The sequence below is a fragment of the Protofrankia sp. CiP1_Cm_nod3 genome (assembly GCF_982290655.1).
The window spans coordinates 1-14778 of record NZ_CEVIVD010000114.1 but is presented as its reverse complement, the minus strand read 5'-3'; the positions used below and the strand labels follow the sequence as shown (position 1 = coordinate 14778).

Here is a 14778-nt window from a genome sequence, read left to right as displayed (position 1 = left end):
CGATTCTCAGGAACCTCCTCGACCCGTTCCCGTCGCCCGCGCTGGCGGTGGCCGGCGGCGGCGAACCAGCCGGCCTGATCACCGGGCGTATTCTGAGAACAGAAGCCGGTACGTCCCGTGGCGTCGCACGCGTGTGGACACCACCGGTCCGCAGCCTGGAAAATCCGCACACCATACGATTCAGTCAGGAGAACGTGAAACCGCGGACACACGATGGCATAACCATCCCCAAACTGGTGGAGAGCATGCGGACCGAGGGCTGGAAGGGCAATCCCATCGACGTCGTCGAACTCCCCGACAAGTCACTGCTGAGCATCGACAACCGCCGCCTCCTCGCCGCCCGCGAAGCAGGAATAGACGTCCCAGTCATACGCCACCACCCCGACGAGCCATTCCCTGAAAAACGAGGGAAGTCGATATTTTTCAGACCGAACCACAGTATCCGCCAGCTGCCGGACGGCAGCCTTGTCCGCGGTGGAACGGAGGGCGAAATCTTATACAAGAAAAAGGACAATCCGCTGACCTGGGGCGAAGCCGCCTTGTTCCGCGCCGCCCGCCAACCGAAAAATCCCGACGGTTCACAGTTCCCCCTGACGGGGCGCCTGGAACCACCGAGAATCTTGGCCGGAAAATGAAAAACCGTTCGGGTGTGCCGCCCCTTCCAATGCTCATAGAATGTTTTGCGAGCTATCTTCGGGATCTGACGGGCAAACGTTCGGTGGACGAACTTCTTGTCGCCCTGGAGGCGAACGGGTTGTACCTCGAGCGCGACCTGCTCCAGGCCCGCGGGGACGGCCTGACGAGATATCTGCCCGCGCCGGAGTCGGCCGGGATCTGGAGTGGCCGGCGCTGCTGGCTGGGCTGGTACCCCCCGGACACCGGCGAAGCCTCGGCTGGTGATCTGTGGTTCGACCCGGTCGAGATCTCGCTGATGGTCCTGATCCCGCAGACCCAGGAGGATCTCGCGGAACTCGCCGAGCTCCCGCCGCGTTTCCTGGCGCGGCACACGCCGTTTGTCGGATGGGTCGCCGTTCGGCAGATGGCGGTCTGGCAGGCGATGGGATGTGCGCTGGTGGCCGGCCGCGACCTGCGGGTCGACACGGAGGCCGGCCTGCCGCATGCGGCTGTCGCCGGGGTGCCGCCGGCGCTGGCGTGGGACATCGCTCTCTTCCTCGGCAAGGCGACCTGCGACCCGGACTACTGGGAGGCCGCCCATGAGGCGCTGTCGGCGGAAGAACTCGCGGGCATGTGGCCGGAGGACGCCCCGGAGCACGCCGGCGAGGTGAACTCCGGATTCTGGATCGTCGTCGGGCGCGACGACGTCCTGGCCGGCACCCCGTGGGACAACGACCTGGGCGACAATTTCCCATCCCTTGATGCGTCTTACCCTGCGCCGGGCGTCCGCTTCCGGACCGCCGTCTCCAGCCAGCTGGGAATAACAGATCCGGAAGAGGATGACGAACCGGGCGCTGTCATCGACCGTCGGCGGGCTGCCATGACCGAGGGCGGGCGAACGCGGTGATCGATCCGTGCATCCGGCGGGCCGCTGTCCTGACGGTCGCGGAGCGGCTGCGCAAGCAGGGGTGGAGCGGTGGGCCGCTGCACGCGGTGGGGCTGCCCGACGGCACGAAGGTCACCCTGCAGAACCTCCTGCTCGCCGCCGCGCGCGAGGCCGGCCTCCATCAGATCCCCACCCTCACCCACCATCCGGACGAGCCGCTGCCGCTCCTCATGGCCAGGGACTTCGTGCTCATCCGGCCGATCCGTGAGCTGGCGGACGGGCGGTGCGTGGTCGGCGGCCGGGCGGGGCGGGTGCTGTTCCGCCGGGGGCTCCGCGCGGCGACATACGGCGAGGCCGCGCTGTTCCGTGCCGTCGGCCAGCCGGACATTCCCGATGGCGCCCCGGTGCCCTTCCCGTGGACGGCCGCCATGAGCCCGAGAGAAAACCGGACATGAGAGAAGGCCAGCAATGAGAGAAGGCCGGGAATGACCGGCACGCTGGACGACGCCTACGCCGATCACCTACGGCTGTGGGCGGCCGGGTCGGCATCGCCCCGGCTGGTGGACGCGCTCGTACACGGCGGCGAGCCGGCCGAAGCCGAACTGCTACGGGCGTACCTCACCACCGGCGACCACTGGATGGACAGGCCGCGGACGTCGGGCGTGTGGCATGACCGGGCATGCTGGATCGGCGCCAGGCCGCCGGCGACGGCCCGCGGCGGTGACCTCTGGTTCGACGTGGTGGAAGTGGCCCTCATGGTGCTGATACCACGTCCGGAGACGGAGCTGGCGGCTTTCTCCGCCGAGGAGTGGCAGGCCCTGACCGCGTGTGTGGGCTGGCTGTCGACCAGACCGGTCCGGCGGTGGCAGTTCCTGGGCTTCGCGTCCGTCACCGGCCTGGACCCCGGGCGGACGATCGGCTCGTCCGCGTATGCCATGGGCGCCCGCGGCGCCTGGGCCGACCGGTACGCCGGGTACTTCGGCAAGAGCCTGCCCGGCTGGGACAGCTGGTGGGGGGCGTCCTGCGCGCTCGGTGATGAAATCATCAACACCATGTGGCCGGCGGACATCCCGGAGATCGGGTTTCGTGTCGCGGAGGACGCGATGGCGCTTCTGGGCCGTGCCCGCGCGCTCCTGACGGACCAGGATCCGGATGGCCCGTTCCCGCTGGGTGAACGTTTTGCCGTCACGGACCGCTACTGGCTGCCGGGCATGCGGTTCCGGACGGAGCTGAGCGCCCAGCTCGGCCTCCTGCCGGCCGACCGGGGAGAAAACGGGAACATGCCCGTACTCGCCCGGCCATGAACGGGAAGGCCGCGGGGGTCATATGCCGGCCGCGTGCATGCCGCGTAGCTCTTTTTTCAGTTCGGCGATCTCGTCGCGTAGCCGGGCGGCGAGCTCGAACTGGAGCTCCTTGGCCGCCTCGTGCATCTGGTCGTCGAGCTGGCGGATGAGCTGCGCCAGGTCGGCGCTGGGCATACCGGCCAGCTCGGCCGCGTGCCGCCCGACCACACCGTCACGGCCCGCCTTCGACGACATCCCGGGCCCCGGCACCTTCCCGCGGGAGCGGGCGCGGCCGCCACCGCCGATGGCCTCACCCTCGGCGCTCTCCCGGACGAGGTCGTCCAGGATGTCGATGACCTTCTTGCGCAGCGGCTGCGGGTCCACTCCCCGTTCGGCGTTGTAGGCGATCTGCTTCGCGCGCCGCCGGTTCGTCTCCTCGATGGCCCGCCGCATCGACGGGGTCACCTTGTCGGCGTACATGTGTACCTGGCCGGAGACGTTGCGCGCGGCCCGGCCGATGGTCTGGATCAGCGACTTGTCCGACCGCAGGAAGCCCTCCTTGTCGGCGTCCAGGATGGACACCAGCGACACCTCGGGCAGGTCCAGCCCCTCCCGCAGCAGGTTGATGCCGACCAGCACGTCGAACTCGCCCCTGCGCAGGCCGGTGAGCAGCTCGACGCGGCGCAGCGTGTCGATGTCGCTGTGCAGGTAGCGGACCCGGATGCCGAGCTCGAGCAGGTAGTCGGTGAGGTCCTCGGCCATCTTCTTGGTCAGCGTCGTGACCAGCACCCGCTCGTCGCGTCCGGCGCGGGCGCGGATCTCGCCGACGAGGTCGTCGATCTGCCCCCTGGTCGGTTTGAGCACGACCTCCGGGTCGAGCAGGCCGGTCGGCCGGATGATCTGCTCGACCACGCCGTCGGCGCGGGAGAGCTCGTACGGCCCGGGGGTCGCCGACAGGTACACCGTCTGGCCGATACGGGCGCAGAACTCCTCCCAGCGCAGCGGCCGGTTGTCCATCGCGCTGGGCAGCCGGAAACCGTGCTCGACCAGGTTGCGCTTGCGCGACATGTCGCCCTCGAACATCCCGCCGATCTGCGGGACCGTGTTGTGCGACTCGTCGATCACCAGCAGGAAGTCGTCCGGGAAATAGTCCAGCAGGGTGTGCGGTGGGCTGCCGGCGGCCCGGCCGTCGATGTGCCGGGAGTAGTTCTCGATACCCGAGCAGAAACCGACCTGGCGCATCATCTCGATGTCGTAGGTGGTGCGCATCCGCAGCCGCTGGGCCTCCAGCAGCCTGCTCTGGCGTTCCATCTCGGCGAGCCGGTCGGTGAGCTCCGTCTCGATGCCCGCGATCGCCCGTTCCATGCGTTGCGGGCCGGCCACGTAGTGGGTGGCGGGGAAGACGAAGACATCCCGCGCCTCCCGGACGATCTCACCGGTGAGCGGGTGCAGGTAGGCCAGCCGTTCGATCTCGTCGCCGAACATCTCGATGCGGACGGCGAGCTCCTCGTAGACGGGGAACACCTCGACGGTGTCGCCGCGGACCCGGAACGTCCCCCGGGTGAAGGCGATGTCGTTGCGGGCGTACTGGATGTCGACGAACCGGCGCAGCAGCCTGTCGCGCTCGATCTCCTCCCCGACCCGCAGCCGGACCATGCGCTCGATGTACTCCTCGGGGGTGCCCAGGCCGTAGATGCAGCTCACGCTCGCCACGACCACCACGTCCCTGCGGGTGAGCAGGCTCATCGTGGCCGAGTGGCGCAGCCGCTCGACCTCCTCGTTGACCGAGGAGTCCTTCTCGATGTAGGTGTCGGTCTGGGCGATGTACGCCTCGGGCTGGTAGTAGTCGTAGTACGAGACGAAGTACTCGACGGCGTTGTGCGGCAGCAGCTCCCGGAACTCGTTGGCGAGCTGGGCGGCGAGGGTCTTGTTCGGTGCCATCACCAGCGTCGGCCGCTGCACCTGTTCCACCAGCCACGCGGTGGTGGCCGACTTGCCGGTGCCGGTCGCGCCCAGCAGGACGACGTCCTTCTCGCCGGCGCGGATCCGGCGGGCCAGCTCCGCGATCGCCGCCGGCTGGTCACCGGAGGGCTCGAACTCGGAGACGACCTGGAACGGCGCGGTCGAGCGCGTGATGGCGCTGGCGGGGCGGTCGACGCCGGCGGGACGGTCGGTCGTGGGGCTCACGTCCCCTACAACACCACAGACCTCCGACAATTTCGCACCCGGCCGGCCCTACCCGGGCTGGTGGGACGCGAGCAGGCCCGCCCACACCTCGTCCACCCTGGCCCGAAGGTCCTCCGGGCTGCCGCCGTTGTCCACGAGGATGTCCGCGACCGCCCGGCGGGCGGCGTCGTCGGCCTGGTTGGCCATCCGCGCCCGCGCCTGCCCGGGGGGCAGGCCCCGGCCGGCCAGCCGGGCCAGGCGGACCTCCAGCGGCGCCTCCACCACGACGACCACGTCGTACCGGCCGGCGAGACCGGCCTCGACGAGCAGCGGCACGTCGTAGACGACCACCGCGTCCGCCGGCGCCTGCGCCATGCGTTCGGCCGCCCGCGCGCCGACCAGCGGATGCGTGATCGCCTCCAGCCGGCGGCGGGCGTCCGGGTCGGCGAACACGACCGCCCCGAGAGCCGCCCGGTCGAGCGCGCCGTCGGCCCCGAGCAGATGCGCGCCGAACTCCTCGACCACGGCTTGCAGCCCCGGTGTCCCGGGAGCGACCACCTCGCGGGCGAGCTGGTCCGCGTCGATCACCACCGCGCCGTGGCCGGCCAGCAGCCGCGCCACCGCGCTCTTGCCCGCACCGATCCCACCGGTCAGCCCCACCCGCAGCACAGGAGCGAGTCTGCCGCATCGCCCCGTCCGCCGTACCGGATGGGCCGCCGTACCGGATGGGCGGGCCGCGTCAGGTGAGGACCTTGGCCTTCAGCCGCTGGTACTCCTCGTCCGAGATGGCGCCGTGGTCCCGCAGCTCGGCGAGGCGGCCGATCTCGTCCGCGGGGCCGCCACCCGGCGGGACATAGCTGCGCAGCGCCTGCTCCTGCCGGGCCGCCCGCTCCATCGCCCGTTCGTGCATGCCGCCGCCCCGCACGATCAGATAGATAAGGATGCCGAACAACGGGAACACGATGGCGACGACGATCCAGCCTGCCTTACCCCAGCCGGACAGGTCATGGCTGAGCAGAATGTCGGACACGACCGCGAAGAGCAGATAGAACCACAGTGCGAAGAGAAAGAACCACAACAACGTCCAGAACACGCTGAGCAGCGGATACGAATAGTCGCTGTCCACGATGACCCCCTGGTGTCGCGCCATGGCCGCGCCGCGGCGCTCCCCCGCGGCGGATCCGCGGGGGAGACACCAGGCCCGGCCTGGCACGGATACGGCCGGTGCACACGCACGGCCGATGTAACGCGACAACCGTCACGTCCACCATGCGCGGCGACGGCGTCCCCCTCCTCATCCCCACCAGGTGAAAACACCGCCGCGGAAGGGATGCGGCAGCAGCCCGGCCACATCGCGCCCGGGCGCTTGTGACGGATTCCGGACAGAGCCGGGCTCACCTGTCGAAAAAGCCACCGATTCCCCGTCCGCCAAGGAGCCCGTCCGCCAGGAGCCCGGCAGGCGGGCAGGGCGGCCGGCCGCCGGTGGGAACCGCTTGCGGGGGCGTTGGCGGACGGCAGCCGGCTCTTCGGCGCTGGACGTGCCGGGTGGCCTGTTGAATGCTTGCGGTGGACGGCGTCCATGATGCGGGGAGGTGCCCGGGGTGGTGCGCAGGGCACCGGTGACGGAGCCGGACGAAGGCCGGGTGACAGTGGGCGCCCCGGCGCGTTACGCGGCGGGGCTGCCCGGGGTGGCGCACGCGCTCGGCCAGTCGGTGGCCCAGATGGGGGTGCGCCGCAGCGTCGCCACCCTGCGGCTGCTCAACCAGACGGACGGGTTCGACTGCCCGGGATGCGCCTGGCCGGACCCGGATCCCGCGCACCGCGCCGCCGCGGAGTTCTGCGAGAACGGGGCGAAGGCCGTCGCGGAGGAGGCGACCCTGCGCCGGCTGGCACCGGAGTTCTTCGCCGCGCATCCGCTGCCGGATCTCGCCGGCCGCTCCGGCTACTGGCTCGGCCAGCAGGGCCGGCTGTGCGAGCCGATGCACAAGGCGGCGGACGACGACCACTACCGCCCGGTGAGCTGGGACGACGCCTTCAGGATCATCGCGGCCGAGCTGACCGGCCTGGACAGTCCCGACGAGGCCGTCTTCTACACCTCGGGGCGCACCAGCAACGAGGCGGCGTTCGTCTACCAGCTGTTCGTCCGCGCGTTCGGCACCAACAACCTGCCGGACTGCTCGAACATGTGCCACGAGTCCTCCGGGGCGGCGCTCACCGAGACGATCGGTATCGGCAAGGGCAGCGTCACCCTCGACGACCTCGAACAGGCCGACCTGGTGCTCGTCGTCGGGCAGAACCCGGGGACGAACCATCCGCGCATGCTCTCGACGCTGGAGCGGGTGAAACGGGCCGGCGGCGGCATCGTCGCGGTCAACCCGCTGCCCGAGACGTCGCTGATCCGGTTCCGTAACCCGCAGCGGCCCGCCGGTGTGCTCGGGCGCGGCACCGCCCTGGCCGACCAGTACCTCCAGATCCGGCTCAACGGCGACATGGCGCTGTTCCAGGCGCTGTCACGCCGCCTGCTCGACGCCGAGGCCGCCGCCCCGGGCACAGTGCTCGACCACGGCTTCCTCGCCGCGCACACCACCGGCTTCGACGCGTTCGCCGAGCATCTGCGGACGCTGTCCGACGACGACGTCCGCGCCGCCACCGGGCTCGCCGACAGCGAGATCGACGAGCTGGCCCGCCGGGTGCTGGCCGCCGAGAAGATCATCGTGTGCTGGGCGATGGGGCTCACCCAGCACGCCAACGCGGTGGCCACCATCCGGGAGGTGGTGAACTTCCTGCTCCTGCGCGGCAACATCGGCCGGCCGGGGGCCGGGGTCTGCCCGGTGCGCGGGCACAGCAACGTCCAGGGCGACCGCACGATGGGCATCTGGGAGAGGATGCCGGACGCGTTCCTCGACGCCCTCGGCGCCGAGTTCGGCTTCGCCCCGCCGCGACGGCACGGCCACGACGTCGTCAACGCGATCCGCGCGATGCGGGACGGGCGGGTGAAGGTCTTCGTCGGCATGGGCGGCAACTTCGTCGCGGCCGCGCCCGACACGGCCGTCAGCGAGGCGGCGATGCGCGGCTGCCGGCTCACCGTGCAGATCTCCACCAAGCTCAACCGCTCCCACGCGGTCACCGGCCGCCAGGCCCTCATCCTGCCCGCGCTGGGCCGGACCGAGATCGACGTGCAGGCCGGCGGCCCGCAGTTCGTCACCGTCGAGGACTCGATGGGTGCCGTGCACGCCTCCCGCGGCAGCCTGCCGCCGGCGGCGCCGTCGCTGCGCTCGGAGGTCGCCATCGTCTGCGGGCTCGCCCGGGCCACCCTCGGCGGGAGGACGGCGGTGGACTGGGCGGGCCTGGCCGGCGACTACCGGCGCATCCGCGGCCACATCGCCGCCGTCCTGCCCGCCTTCGCCGACTACGACGCCCGGGCCGGCCGGCCCGGGGGATTCCTGCTGCCGCACCCGCCCCGGGACAGCCGCAGCTTCCCGACCCCGGCCGGCCGCGCCGCCATCACCGTCAACACGCTGGAGGTGCTGCGCACACCGCCCGGGCACCTGCTGCTCCAGACGATCCGCTCCCACGACCAGTACAACACCACCGTCTACGGCCTGGACGACCGCTACCGCGGCATCCGCCACGGCCGGCGCGTCGTCCTCGTCCACCCCGACGACCTCGCCGCGCTCGGCATCCCCGACGGCGGCCAGGTGGACATCGTCAGCGTCCACGCCGCCGTCCACGCCGCCGTCCACGCCGCCGTCGCCGTCGCCGGCAACGGGCAGGGCAACGGTGCCGAACGCCGGGCCGAGAACTTCCGCGCTGTCGCCTACCCCACCGCCCGCGGCTGCGCCGCCGCGTACTTCCCGGAGACGAACGTCCTCGTCCCCTTGGACAGCACCGCCCGGCGCAGCAACACGCCCACGTCCAAGTCGCTGATCGTCCGGCTGGAACCACGGTAGGCGCGGGCGACGCGGCAGGATCAGGACGGCTGTCGACGCGGGCAGCCCGCTGGTCACCAAGCCGATGGCGCAGCGTCGCCGGCCGGGCATGGTGGACCTCGCCGATCCGGACATGGGATACTTCGCGCCGTGTTTTCCGCGGCCGTCCCCCGGAGCGAGGATGATCAGGCCGCCTGTTCGGCCCTGACAGGTGTCGAGCCCCCTGGCGCCCTCCCAGCGACCCGGCCCGGAAAGCCCGGCAGGCAGCACTCCCTTCCGGACCACTCCCTTTCCCTTCCGGACCGCTCCCATGGGCCCACGGCATCCGGATCCGGCGCATCACGTCCGGATGACTTTTCCGGGGAGCAGCTCCAGGACCTGCACCGCCGGCTGGCCGCCGGCGACGCCACCGCGCTGGCCGAGGTGCACGCCCGCTACGCGGGCTGTCTCATGGCCGTAGCCACGCAGGTCACCGCCGACCGCGAGGCCGCGGCCGAGATCGTGCAGGACGTCCTGGTCCACCTGTGGGAGCACCCTCTGCGGTTCGACCCCGGACGCGGCAACCTGCGCGCCTACCTGGTCGTCATCGCTCGGCGGCGGGCGGTGGACTGGGTCCGGCGCGAACATGTGCGCAGGCCGTCGGATGCCGTCGCCCGGGAGCTGGCCGGCCTGCCCGACGGCCCGGCCGCCGACGCGGTGGTGCTGAGCGAAGCCACCGCGGCCATGGTGCGCCAGGGCGTGGCCGACCTGCCCCATCAACTGCGGGAGGCGGTGGAGCTCGCGTTTTTCGACGGATGCACGTACCGCGAGGCAGCCGCAAGGCTTACCATCCCGGAAGGTACGGTGAAATCCCGTATCCGAACAGCGTTACACAAACTGGCCGTCCGGCTGGAACGCGAAGGAGTCCACTCGTGACTGTGGGGGACGCCGGAGCCGGGTCCGGCGGGCCTGGGCACCTGCCCACCGCCGGATGCCGGGGGCATGTCGATGACCTGCTCGGGGCATACGTGCTCGGCGCCTGCGATCCGGACGAGACCATTGTCATCGAAACCCACCTCGGCCGCTGCGAACAGTGCCTGGCCGTCGCCGAGACCCTCGGCACCGGCCTGCTCGAACTGGTCGGGCCCGACGGCCGCCCCGTCCCCACGTCGTTTCCGGCGGGCGCGTTCTCCCCGACGGCCGTGCCGTCGGCCAACGGTGTGACGGCAGCCTCGGGCAGGGTGACACCACCGGATGGTCCGGAGGACATGGCCGGCGCTCCCGAGCCGGCCGGAACCGCGGATGCGTGGACAGCCGGGGACGCGTGGACAGCCGGCCCGCGTGCCGGCGGAGTCGAAGCGGTCGTGGCCGCGGCACTCGCCCGCCGTCCCGCCGCACCGCTCACAGCCGGGATCGCGGATCTTTACCTTGCCCAGGTCGCCGCCGTCGACCGGCTGCTGGCCGAGCTCACCGCACAGGAGTGGGCGCGCCCGATCGTCAACGGCTGGAACCCGCGGGAGCTGATCGCGCATCTGGCCGCTTCCGACGGGCTGCTCGCGGCCCGGATCGGCCTGGCGGTGGACCCGCCGGTGGAAAGCACCGACCTCGACGAGCGGACCGCCGCCGTCCACGCCCACCAGCACGGCTGGACGGCGGAACGCACCTGGCGGGCATGGCATGACGGGGCGGACCGGATCGCCGGCCGTCTCGGGCCGGCCGAGCCCTCCACCGCCCGGCCGGCCGCCCGGTCGGCCGCCCCGGACACGACATCCGCCGCCCACCTGCACGACCACCTGACCGCTCGGGCGTTCGAGACCTGGATCCACGGACGCGACATCGCCGAGCAGGTCGGCCTCACCATGCCGCTTCCTCCCGCCGCCCATCTCCACCGGATGGCCGACACGGCGATGCGCGCGCTCGACCCGAAACGGCGAGCCGCCCTGCCCGACCGGTCCAGGCAGGCCACCCTCCTGGTCGACCTGTCGGGCGCCGGTGGGGGCCGGTGGCTGATCGGGCCGGACGGCCCGCGCGAGATCCCCGGCACGGGGAAGGGGCCCGCCGCGGACGCGTGGCTGCGCACGCGCATCCTCGACTTCTGTCTCCTGGTCGCCGACCGCAGGCAGACAGCGGATCTCGGTGCCGAGATGGCGGGAGACATCGAGATCGCCCAGGCGATGCTCGACGTCGCACCCTCTTTTGCCGGCGCCTGACCGAGCGGCATCCACCACACGCGATTCCGGCTGTCCCGCGGTTTTCCCGGCCAGCGGATCGCGGGCGGACGTGTCGGCAAGGAGACATCTTCGATCCGGCCCGCCCTGGGCGCCGAACTCTCCTCGACGCCGGCACCACCAACCCGACCGACCGGCCGGCGTCAGAAGGAGAGATCATGCGTACCCGTCGGCTCACCGTCGCCCTCGCGGCTTCCACCACCGCGCTCCTGCCGGTCCTGCTCACCGGCCTGTCGTCCCCTGCCTCAGCGGCCGTCGAGACCTGCGTCAACCAGTTCACCGGCGCCGCGCTCACCGCCACCGTCGTCGGGAGCGACGGCGCGGACTTCATCACCGCCCGGAGCAACGACGTGATCTCGGCCAAAGGCGGGAACGACGTTGTCTACGTCAGCCCGTTCGTGAGCAACGTGACGATCTGCCTCGGTGACGGCAACGACCAGTTGGTCTTCACCGGCGGCACACCGGTGAGCCCGCTTTCGGTCATGGGCGGTCCGGGCAGCGACAGCATCCCGGGCAGCAACGGCAACGACGCGCTCAACGGGGGTGACGGGACCGACTCGATCGACGGACGGGGCGGCTACGACACCTGCAAGAACGGGGAGTTCGTGGTCAACTGCGAGATCATCCTCTAGGAAGCCACCGCACGACGCCTTCCCGGACGATAAAGATCTTGTAAATCTGTCGATCAGGGATCTGCCGGCAGGCAGGACGTGGGCTGAACCAGCGGTTCACAAGGGGCCGGAGGCAGCGCGATCATGCTTGTCCCGCGCTGCCCGAGGCCAGCCCCCGGGCCGCTGGCAGCGACACCGCGCTGCCCTCAGAGCGGGGACACGCCACCGGCGGCCGCGCCTGTGACACGAACCCCACCTGTGACACGAACATATGCGGGGGCCGGCGGGAGATCTCCCGCCGGCCCCCGCTATCGCTTGATGATCTTCCGTGCTACTCGCGGCCGAACTGCTCGCGAAGCCGGCGCAACGCTTCCTCGTCGATCGCGGAGGCGGGCTGCTCCGACTCGGCGGAGGTGTAGGACGACGGCGCGACCGCGGCGGCCTCGGCCTCCTGAGCGGCGCGGATCTGTGCCTGGTGCGCCTCGTAGCGCTGCTGGGCCTCGGCGTACTGCCGCTCCCACTCGGCCTGCTGCTCCTCGAAGCCGGGCAGCCACTCCCCCGTCTCCGGGTCGAAGCCCTCGGGGTAGACGTAGTTGCCCTGCTCGTCGTACTTGGCCTCCATCCCGTACTGGGACGGGTCGAAGGCCTCGCCGTCGGGCAGCAGCGCGCTGCTGTCGTTGGCCTGCTTGAGGGACAGGCTGATCCGGCGACGGTCCAGGTCGATGTCGATGACCTTGACGAGGATCTCGTCCCCGACGTTGACGACCTGCTCGGGGATCTCCACGTGGCGCTCGGCCAGCTCGGAGATGTGCACCAGGCCCTCGATGCCCTCGTCCACCCGGACGAACGCGCCGAACGGCACGAGCTTGGTGACCCGGCCCGGCACGACCTGGCCGATGGCGTGGGTGCGGGCGAACTGGCGCCACGGGTCTTCCTGGGTGGCCTTCAGTGACAGCGACACCCGCTCCCGCTCCAGGTCGACGTCGAGGACCTCGACCGTGACCTCCTGGCCCACCTCGACGACCTCGGACGGGTGGTCGATGTGCTTCCAGGACAGCTCGGAGACGTGCACCAGGCCGTCGACACCACCGAGGTCGACGAACGCGCCGAAGTTGACGATGGAGCTGACAACACCCTTGCGGATCTGGCCCTTGGCGAGCTGGGCGAGGAACTCCGAGCGGACCTCGCTCTGGGTCTGCTCCAGCCAGGCCCGGCGGGAGAGGACCACGTTGTTCCGGTTCTTGTCCAGCTCTATGATCTTGGCTTCGAGCTCACGGCCGACGTAGGGCTGCAGGTCGCGGACGCGGCGCATCTCCACCAGGGAGGCCGGCAGGAAGCCGCGCAGCCCGATGTCGAGGATGAGGCCGCCCTTGACGACCTCGATGACGGTGCCGTTGACGACGCCGTCCTCTTCCTTGAGCTTCTCGATCGTGCCCCAGGCGCGCTCGTACTGGGCGCGCTTCTTCGACAGGATGAGCCGGCCTTCCTTGTCCTCCTTCTGGAGAACGAGGGCCTCGACATGATCGCCGACGGTGACGACCTCGTGCGGGTCGACATCGTGCTTGATCGAAAGCTCCCGGGACGGGATGACGCCTTCGGTCTTGTAGCCGATGTCAAGGAGCACCTCGTCGCGGTCCACCTTGACGATGGTTCCGTCGACGATGTCGCCGTCGTTGAAAAATTTGATCGTTTTGTCGACGGCGGCGAGGAAGTCCTCGGCCGAGCCGATGTCGTTGACCGCGACCTGCGGGGTGGTCGGGGTAGGCGGTGTGGTCACGGTCTCCACGGGTCGTACGTCGGTGGTGCTCGTCAAGGGGTCGGCTCCGACTACGGGGTTCGTCGTATGCACGAGGGCCGGGTCGAACCGCCGGGACGGAGGGACAGGGACCGTGCTAAACGAACACTGTCGATACCGAAAGCGACGCTCGAGCGGATCTGCTACGTCTGAGATCCACGGACTCTCGTGCCAGTCCTAAGTCTAGGGACCGGTGTCCAAGGTGGTCAACGCCAGGGGCCCGTAACCTCGTCCAGGATCACAGGACCGGCGGGGCCGCCGGGCGCACGGACCACTGCGAGGCCACGCCGGCAGACCCGGCGCGCCCGCCCGCATACCACCGCCGGCGTCCAGGGGCCCGCCTGACACTGCGAGGATCGATGCCGTGAACGGAGCAGAACACCCCGGCCCGGCAGCCCGCGAGCCGGCGCCCGCCCGCCGGGCCGCGCCGCAGTACCCTCCGGGCCACTACCACCCGGCGGAGTTCGGCTACAGCGACATCGACGACGACAGTGCCCGGTGGGCCAGCCGCGGCTACTGGGACGCCACCGCCGACGACTACCAGGCCGAACACGGCGCCTTCCTCGGCGACACCGACTTCCTGTGGTGCCCGGAGGGGCTGCGGGAGGCCGACGCCGGGCTGCTCGGCGAGGTCCGCGGCCGCACCGTCCTGGAGATCGGCTGCGGTGGCGCGCAGTGCGCCCGCTGGCTGGTCGCCCGCGGCGCCGAGGTGGTGGCGCTGGACCTCTCCGCCGGGCAGCTGCGGCACGCCCGCGCGCTGTCGGCCGCCACCGGTGTGCCGGTCCCCCTGGTGCAGGCCGACGCGGCCCGGCTGCCGCTGGCCGACGCGAGTGTGGACACGGCCTGCTCCGCCTTTGGCGCGATCCCGTTCGTCGCGGACAGCGCCGCGGTCATGCGCGAGGTCGCCCGGGTGCTGCGGCCCGGCGGCCGCTGGGTCTTCTCCACGACACATCCGATGATCTGGTCGTTTCCCGACCACCCGGGCAAGGAGGGGCTGACGGTCGTGCGCAGCTACTTCGACCGCCGGGCCTACGTGGAACGGGACTGGGCCGGCCGGACGACCTACGCCGAGACGCACCGGACCGTCGGTGACCGGGTCCGGGAGCTGGTGGCGGCCGGGCTGCGCCTGCTGGACGTGATCGAGCCGGAGTGGCCGGCCGGTCACGACCGGGTCTGGGGCCAGTGGGGGCCGGTGCGGGGCCGCTTCTTCCCGTCCACCGCGATCTTTGTGACCGACAGGCCCGCCGGGCCCGCCTGACACCCACTGCCACGTACTGACACGTCCC

12 protein-coding genes and 1 pseudogene are annotated in these 14778 nt (G+C 71.0%); 9 read left to right on the top strand and 4 right to left on the bottom strand.

The features are described from left to right. The 4 genes and pseudogenes from AC5LUJ_RS18435 to AC5LUJ_RS18420 all read left to right on the top strand — a co-directional run. A pseudogene (locus AC5LUJ_RS18435) lies at positions 1–635 on the top strand (hypothetical protein); the annotation flags it as partial. Between the two features lie 83 nt (positions 636–718). Next, the gene (locus tag AC5LUJ_RS18430) at positions 719–1522 is read left to right on the top strand and encodes a hypothetical protein (RefSeq protein WP_250285920.1); all 804 of its coding nucleotides are present in this window, start codon (positions 719–721) and stop codon (positions 1520–1522) included. After that, on the top strand, positions 1519–1956 hold the full coding sequence (locus AC5LUJ_RS18425) for a hypothetical protein (protein WP_250285919.1): 438 nt from the start codon (positions 1519–1521) through the stop codon (positions 1954–1956). The genes AC5LUJ_RS18430 and AC5LUJ_RS18425 overlap by 4 nt, the downstream gene beginning before the upstream one ends. Before the next feature lie 30 nt (positions 1957–1986). Continuing rightward, positions 1987–2805 (top strand): hypothetical protein, encoded by an 819-nt coding sequence (locus AC5LUJ_RS18420; protein WP_250285918.1) that lies wholly within the window; start codon positions 1987–1989, stop codon positions 2803–2805. An 18-nt stretch (positions 2806–2823) separates the two neighbouring features. Here AC5LUJ_RS18420 and uvrB read toward each other — a convergent pair whose 3' ends face one another. From uvrB to AC5LUJ_RS18405, 3 genes are all read right to left on the bottom strand, one after another. Continuing rightward, positions 2824–4971, bottom strand: coding sequence for an excinuclease ABC subunit UvrB (gene uvrB / locus AC5LUJ_RS18415; protein ID WP_445548362.1), 2148 nt, complete (start codon positions 4969–4971; stop codon positions 2824–2826). Positions 4972–5019: 48 nt separating this feature from the next. Continuing rightward, positions 5020–5619, bottom strand: a complete 600-nt coding sequence (gene coaE, locus AC5LUJ_RS18410; RefSeq protein ID WP_250285917.1) for a dephospho-CoA kinase — start codon at positions 5617–5619, stop codon at positions 5020–5022. 70 nt (positions 5620–5689) lie between these two features. Beyond that, on the bottom strand, positions 5690–6100 hold the full coding sequence (locus tag AC5LUJ_RS18405; protein WP_250285916.1) for an SHOCT domain-containing protein: 411 nt from the start codon (positions 6098–6100) through the stop codon (positions 5690–5692). A gap of 451 nt (positions 6101–6551) precedes the next feature. On the opposite strand from AC5LUJ_RS18405, the gene AC5LUJ_RS18400 reads away from it, so the two are divergent. The 4 genes from AC5LUJ_RS18400 to AC5LUJ_RS18385 all read left to right on the top strand — a co-directional run bounded on the left by AC5LUJ_RS18400 (position 6552) and on the right by AC5LUJ_RS18385 (position 11718). Further along, the gene (locus tag AC5LUJ_RS18400) at positions 6552–8900 is read left to right on the top strand and encodes an FdhF/YdeP family oxidoreductase (protein WP_493465365.1); all 2349 of its coding nucleotides are present in this window, start codon (positions 6552–6554) and stop codon (positions 8898–8900) included. Between the two features lie 129 nt (positions 8901–9029). Beyond that, complete coding sequence (locus AC5LUJ_RS18395) at positions 9030–9794, top strand: RNA polymerase sigma factor (protein ID WP_445548361.1); 765 nt, start codon at positions 9030–9032, stop codon at positions 9792–9794. Further along, positions 9791–11068 (top strand): maleylpyruvate isomerase family mycothiol-dependent enzyme, encoded by a 1278-nt coding sequence (locus tag AC5LUJ_RS18390; RefSeq protein WP_250291161.1) that lies wholly within the window; start codon positions 9791–9793, stop codon positions 11066–11068. Before AC5LUJ_RS18395 ends, AC5LUJ_RS18390 begins: the two co-directional genes overlap by 4 nt. Positions 11069–11244: 176 nt before the next feature. Then, positions 11245–11718: a hypothetical protein gene (locus tag AC5LUJ_RS18385; RefSeq protein ID WP_250287229.1), complete on the top strand. Its 474-nt coding sequence runs from the start codon at positions 11245–11247 to the stop codon at positions 11716–11718. A gap of 310 nt (positions 11719–12028) precedes the next feature. Here AC5LUJ_RS18385 and rpsA read toward each other — a convergent pair whose 3' ends face one another. Continuing rightward, a complete protein-coding gene (rpsA, locus tag AC5LUJ_RS18380) occupies positions 12029–13510 on the bottom strand; it encodes a 30S ribosomal protein S1 (protein WP_250287231.1) in 1482 nt (493 codons plus the stop codon). A gap of 346 nt (positions 13511–13856) precedes the next feature. On the opposite strand from rpsA, the gene AC5LUJ_RS18375 reads away from it, so the two are divergent. Then, entirely contained in the window at positions 13857–14750 is an 894-nt protein-coding gene (locus tag AC5LUJ_RS18375; protein ID WP_250287233.1) for a class I SAM-dependent methyltransferase, read from the top strand. The last annotated feature ends 28 nt before the right edge of the window (positions 14751–14778 follow it).

Coding starts and splice junctions, on each gene's coding strand:
- AC5LUJ_RS18420 (WP_250285918.1), top strand. CDS start 1,987: ATGACCGGCACGCTGGACGACGCCTACGCCGATCACCTACGGCTGTGG.
- AC5LUJ_RS18405 (WP_250285916.1), bottom strand. CDS start 6,100: ATGGCGCGACACCAGGGGGTCATCGTGGACAGCGACTATTCGTATCCG.
- AC5LUJ_RS18385 (WP_250287229.1), top strand. CDS start 11,245: ATGCGTACCCGTCGGCTCACCGTCGCCCTCGCGGCTTCCACCACCGCG.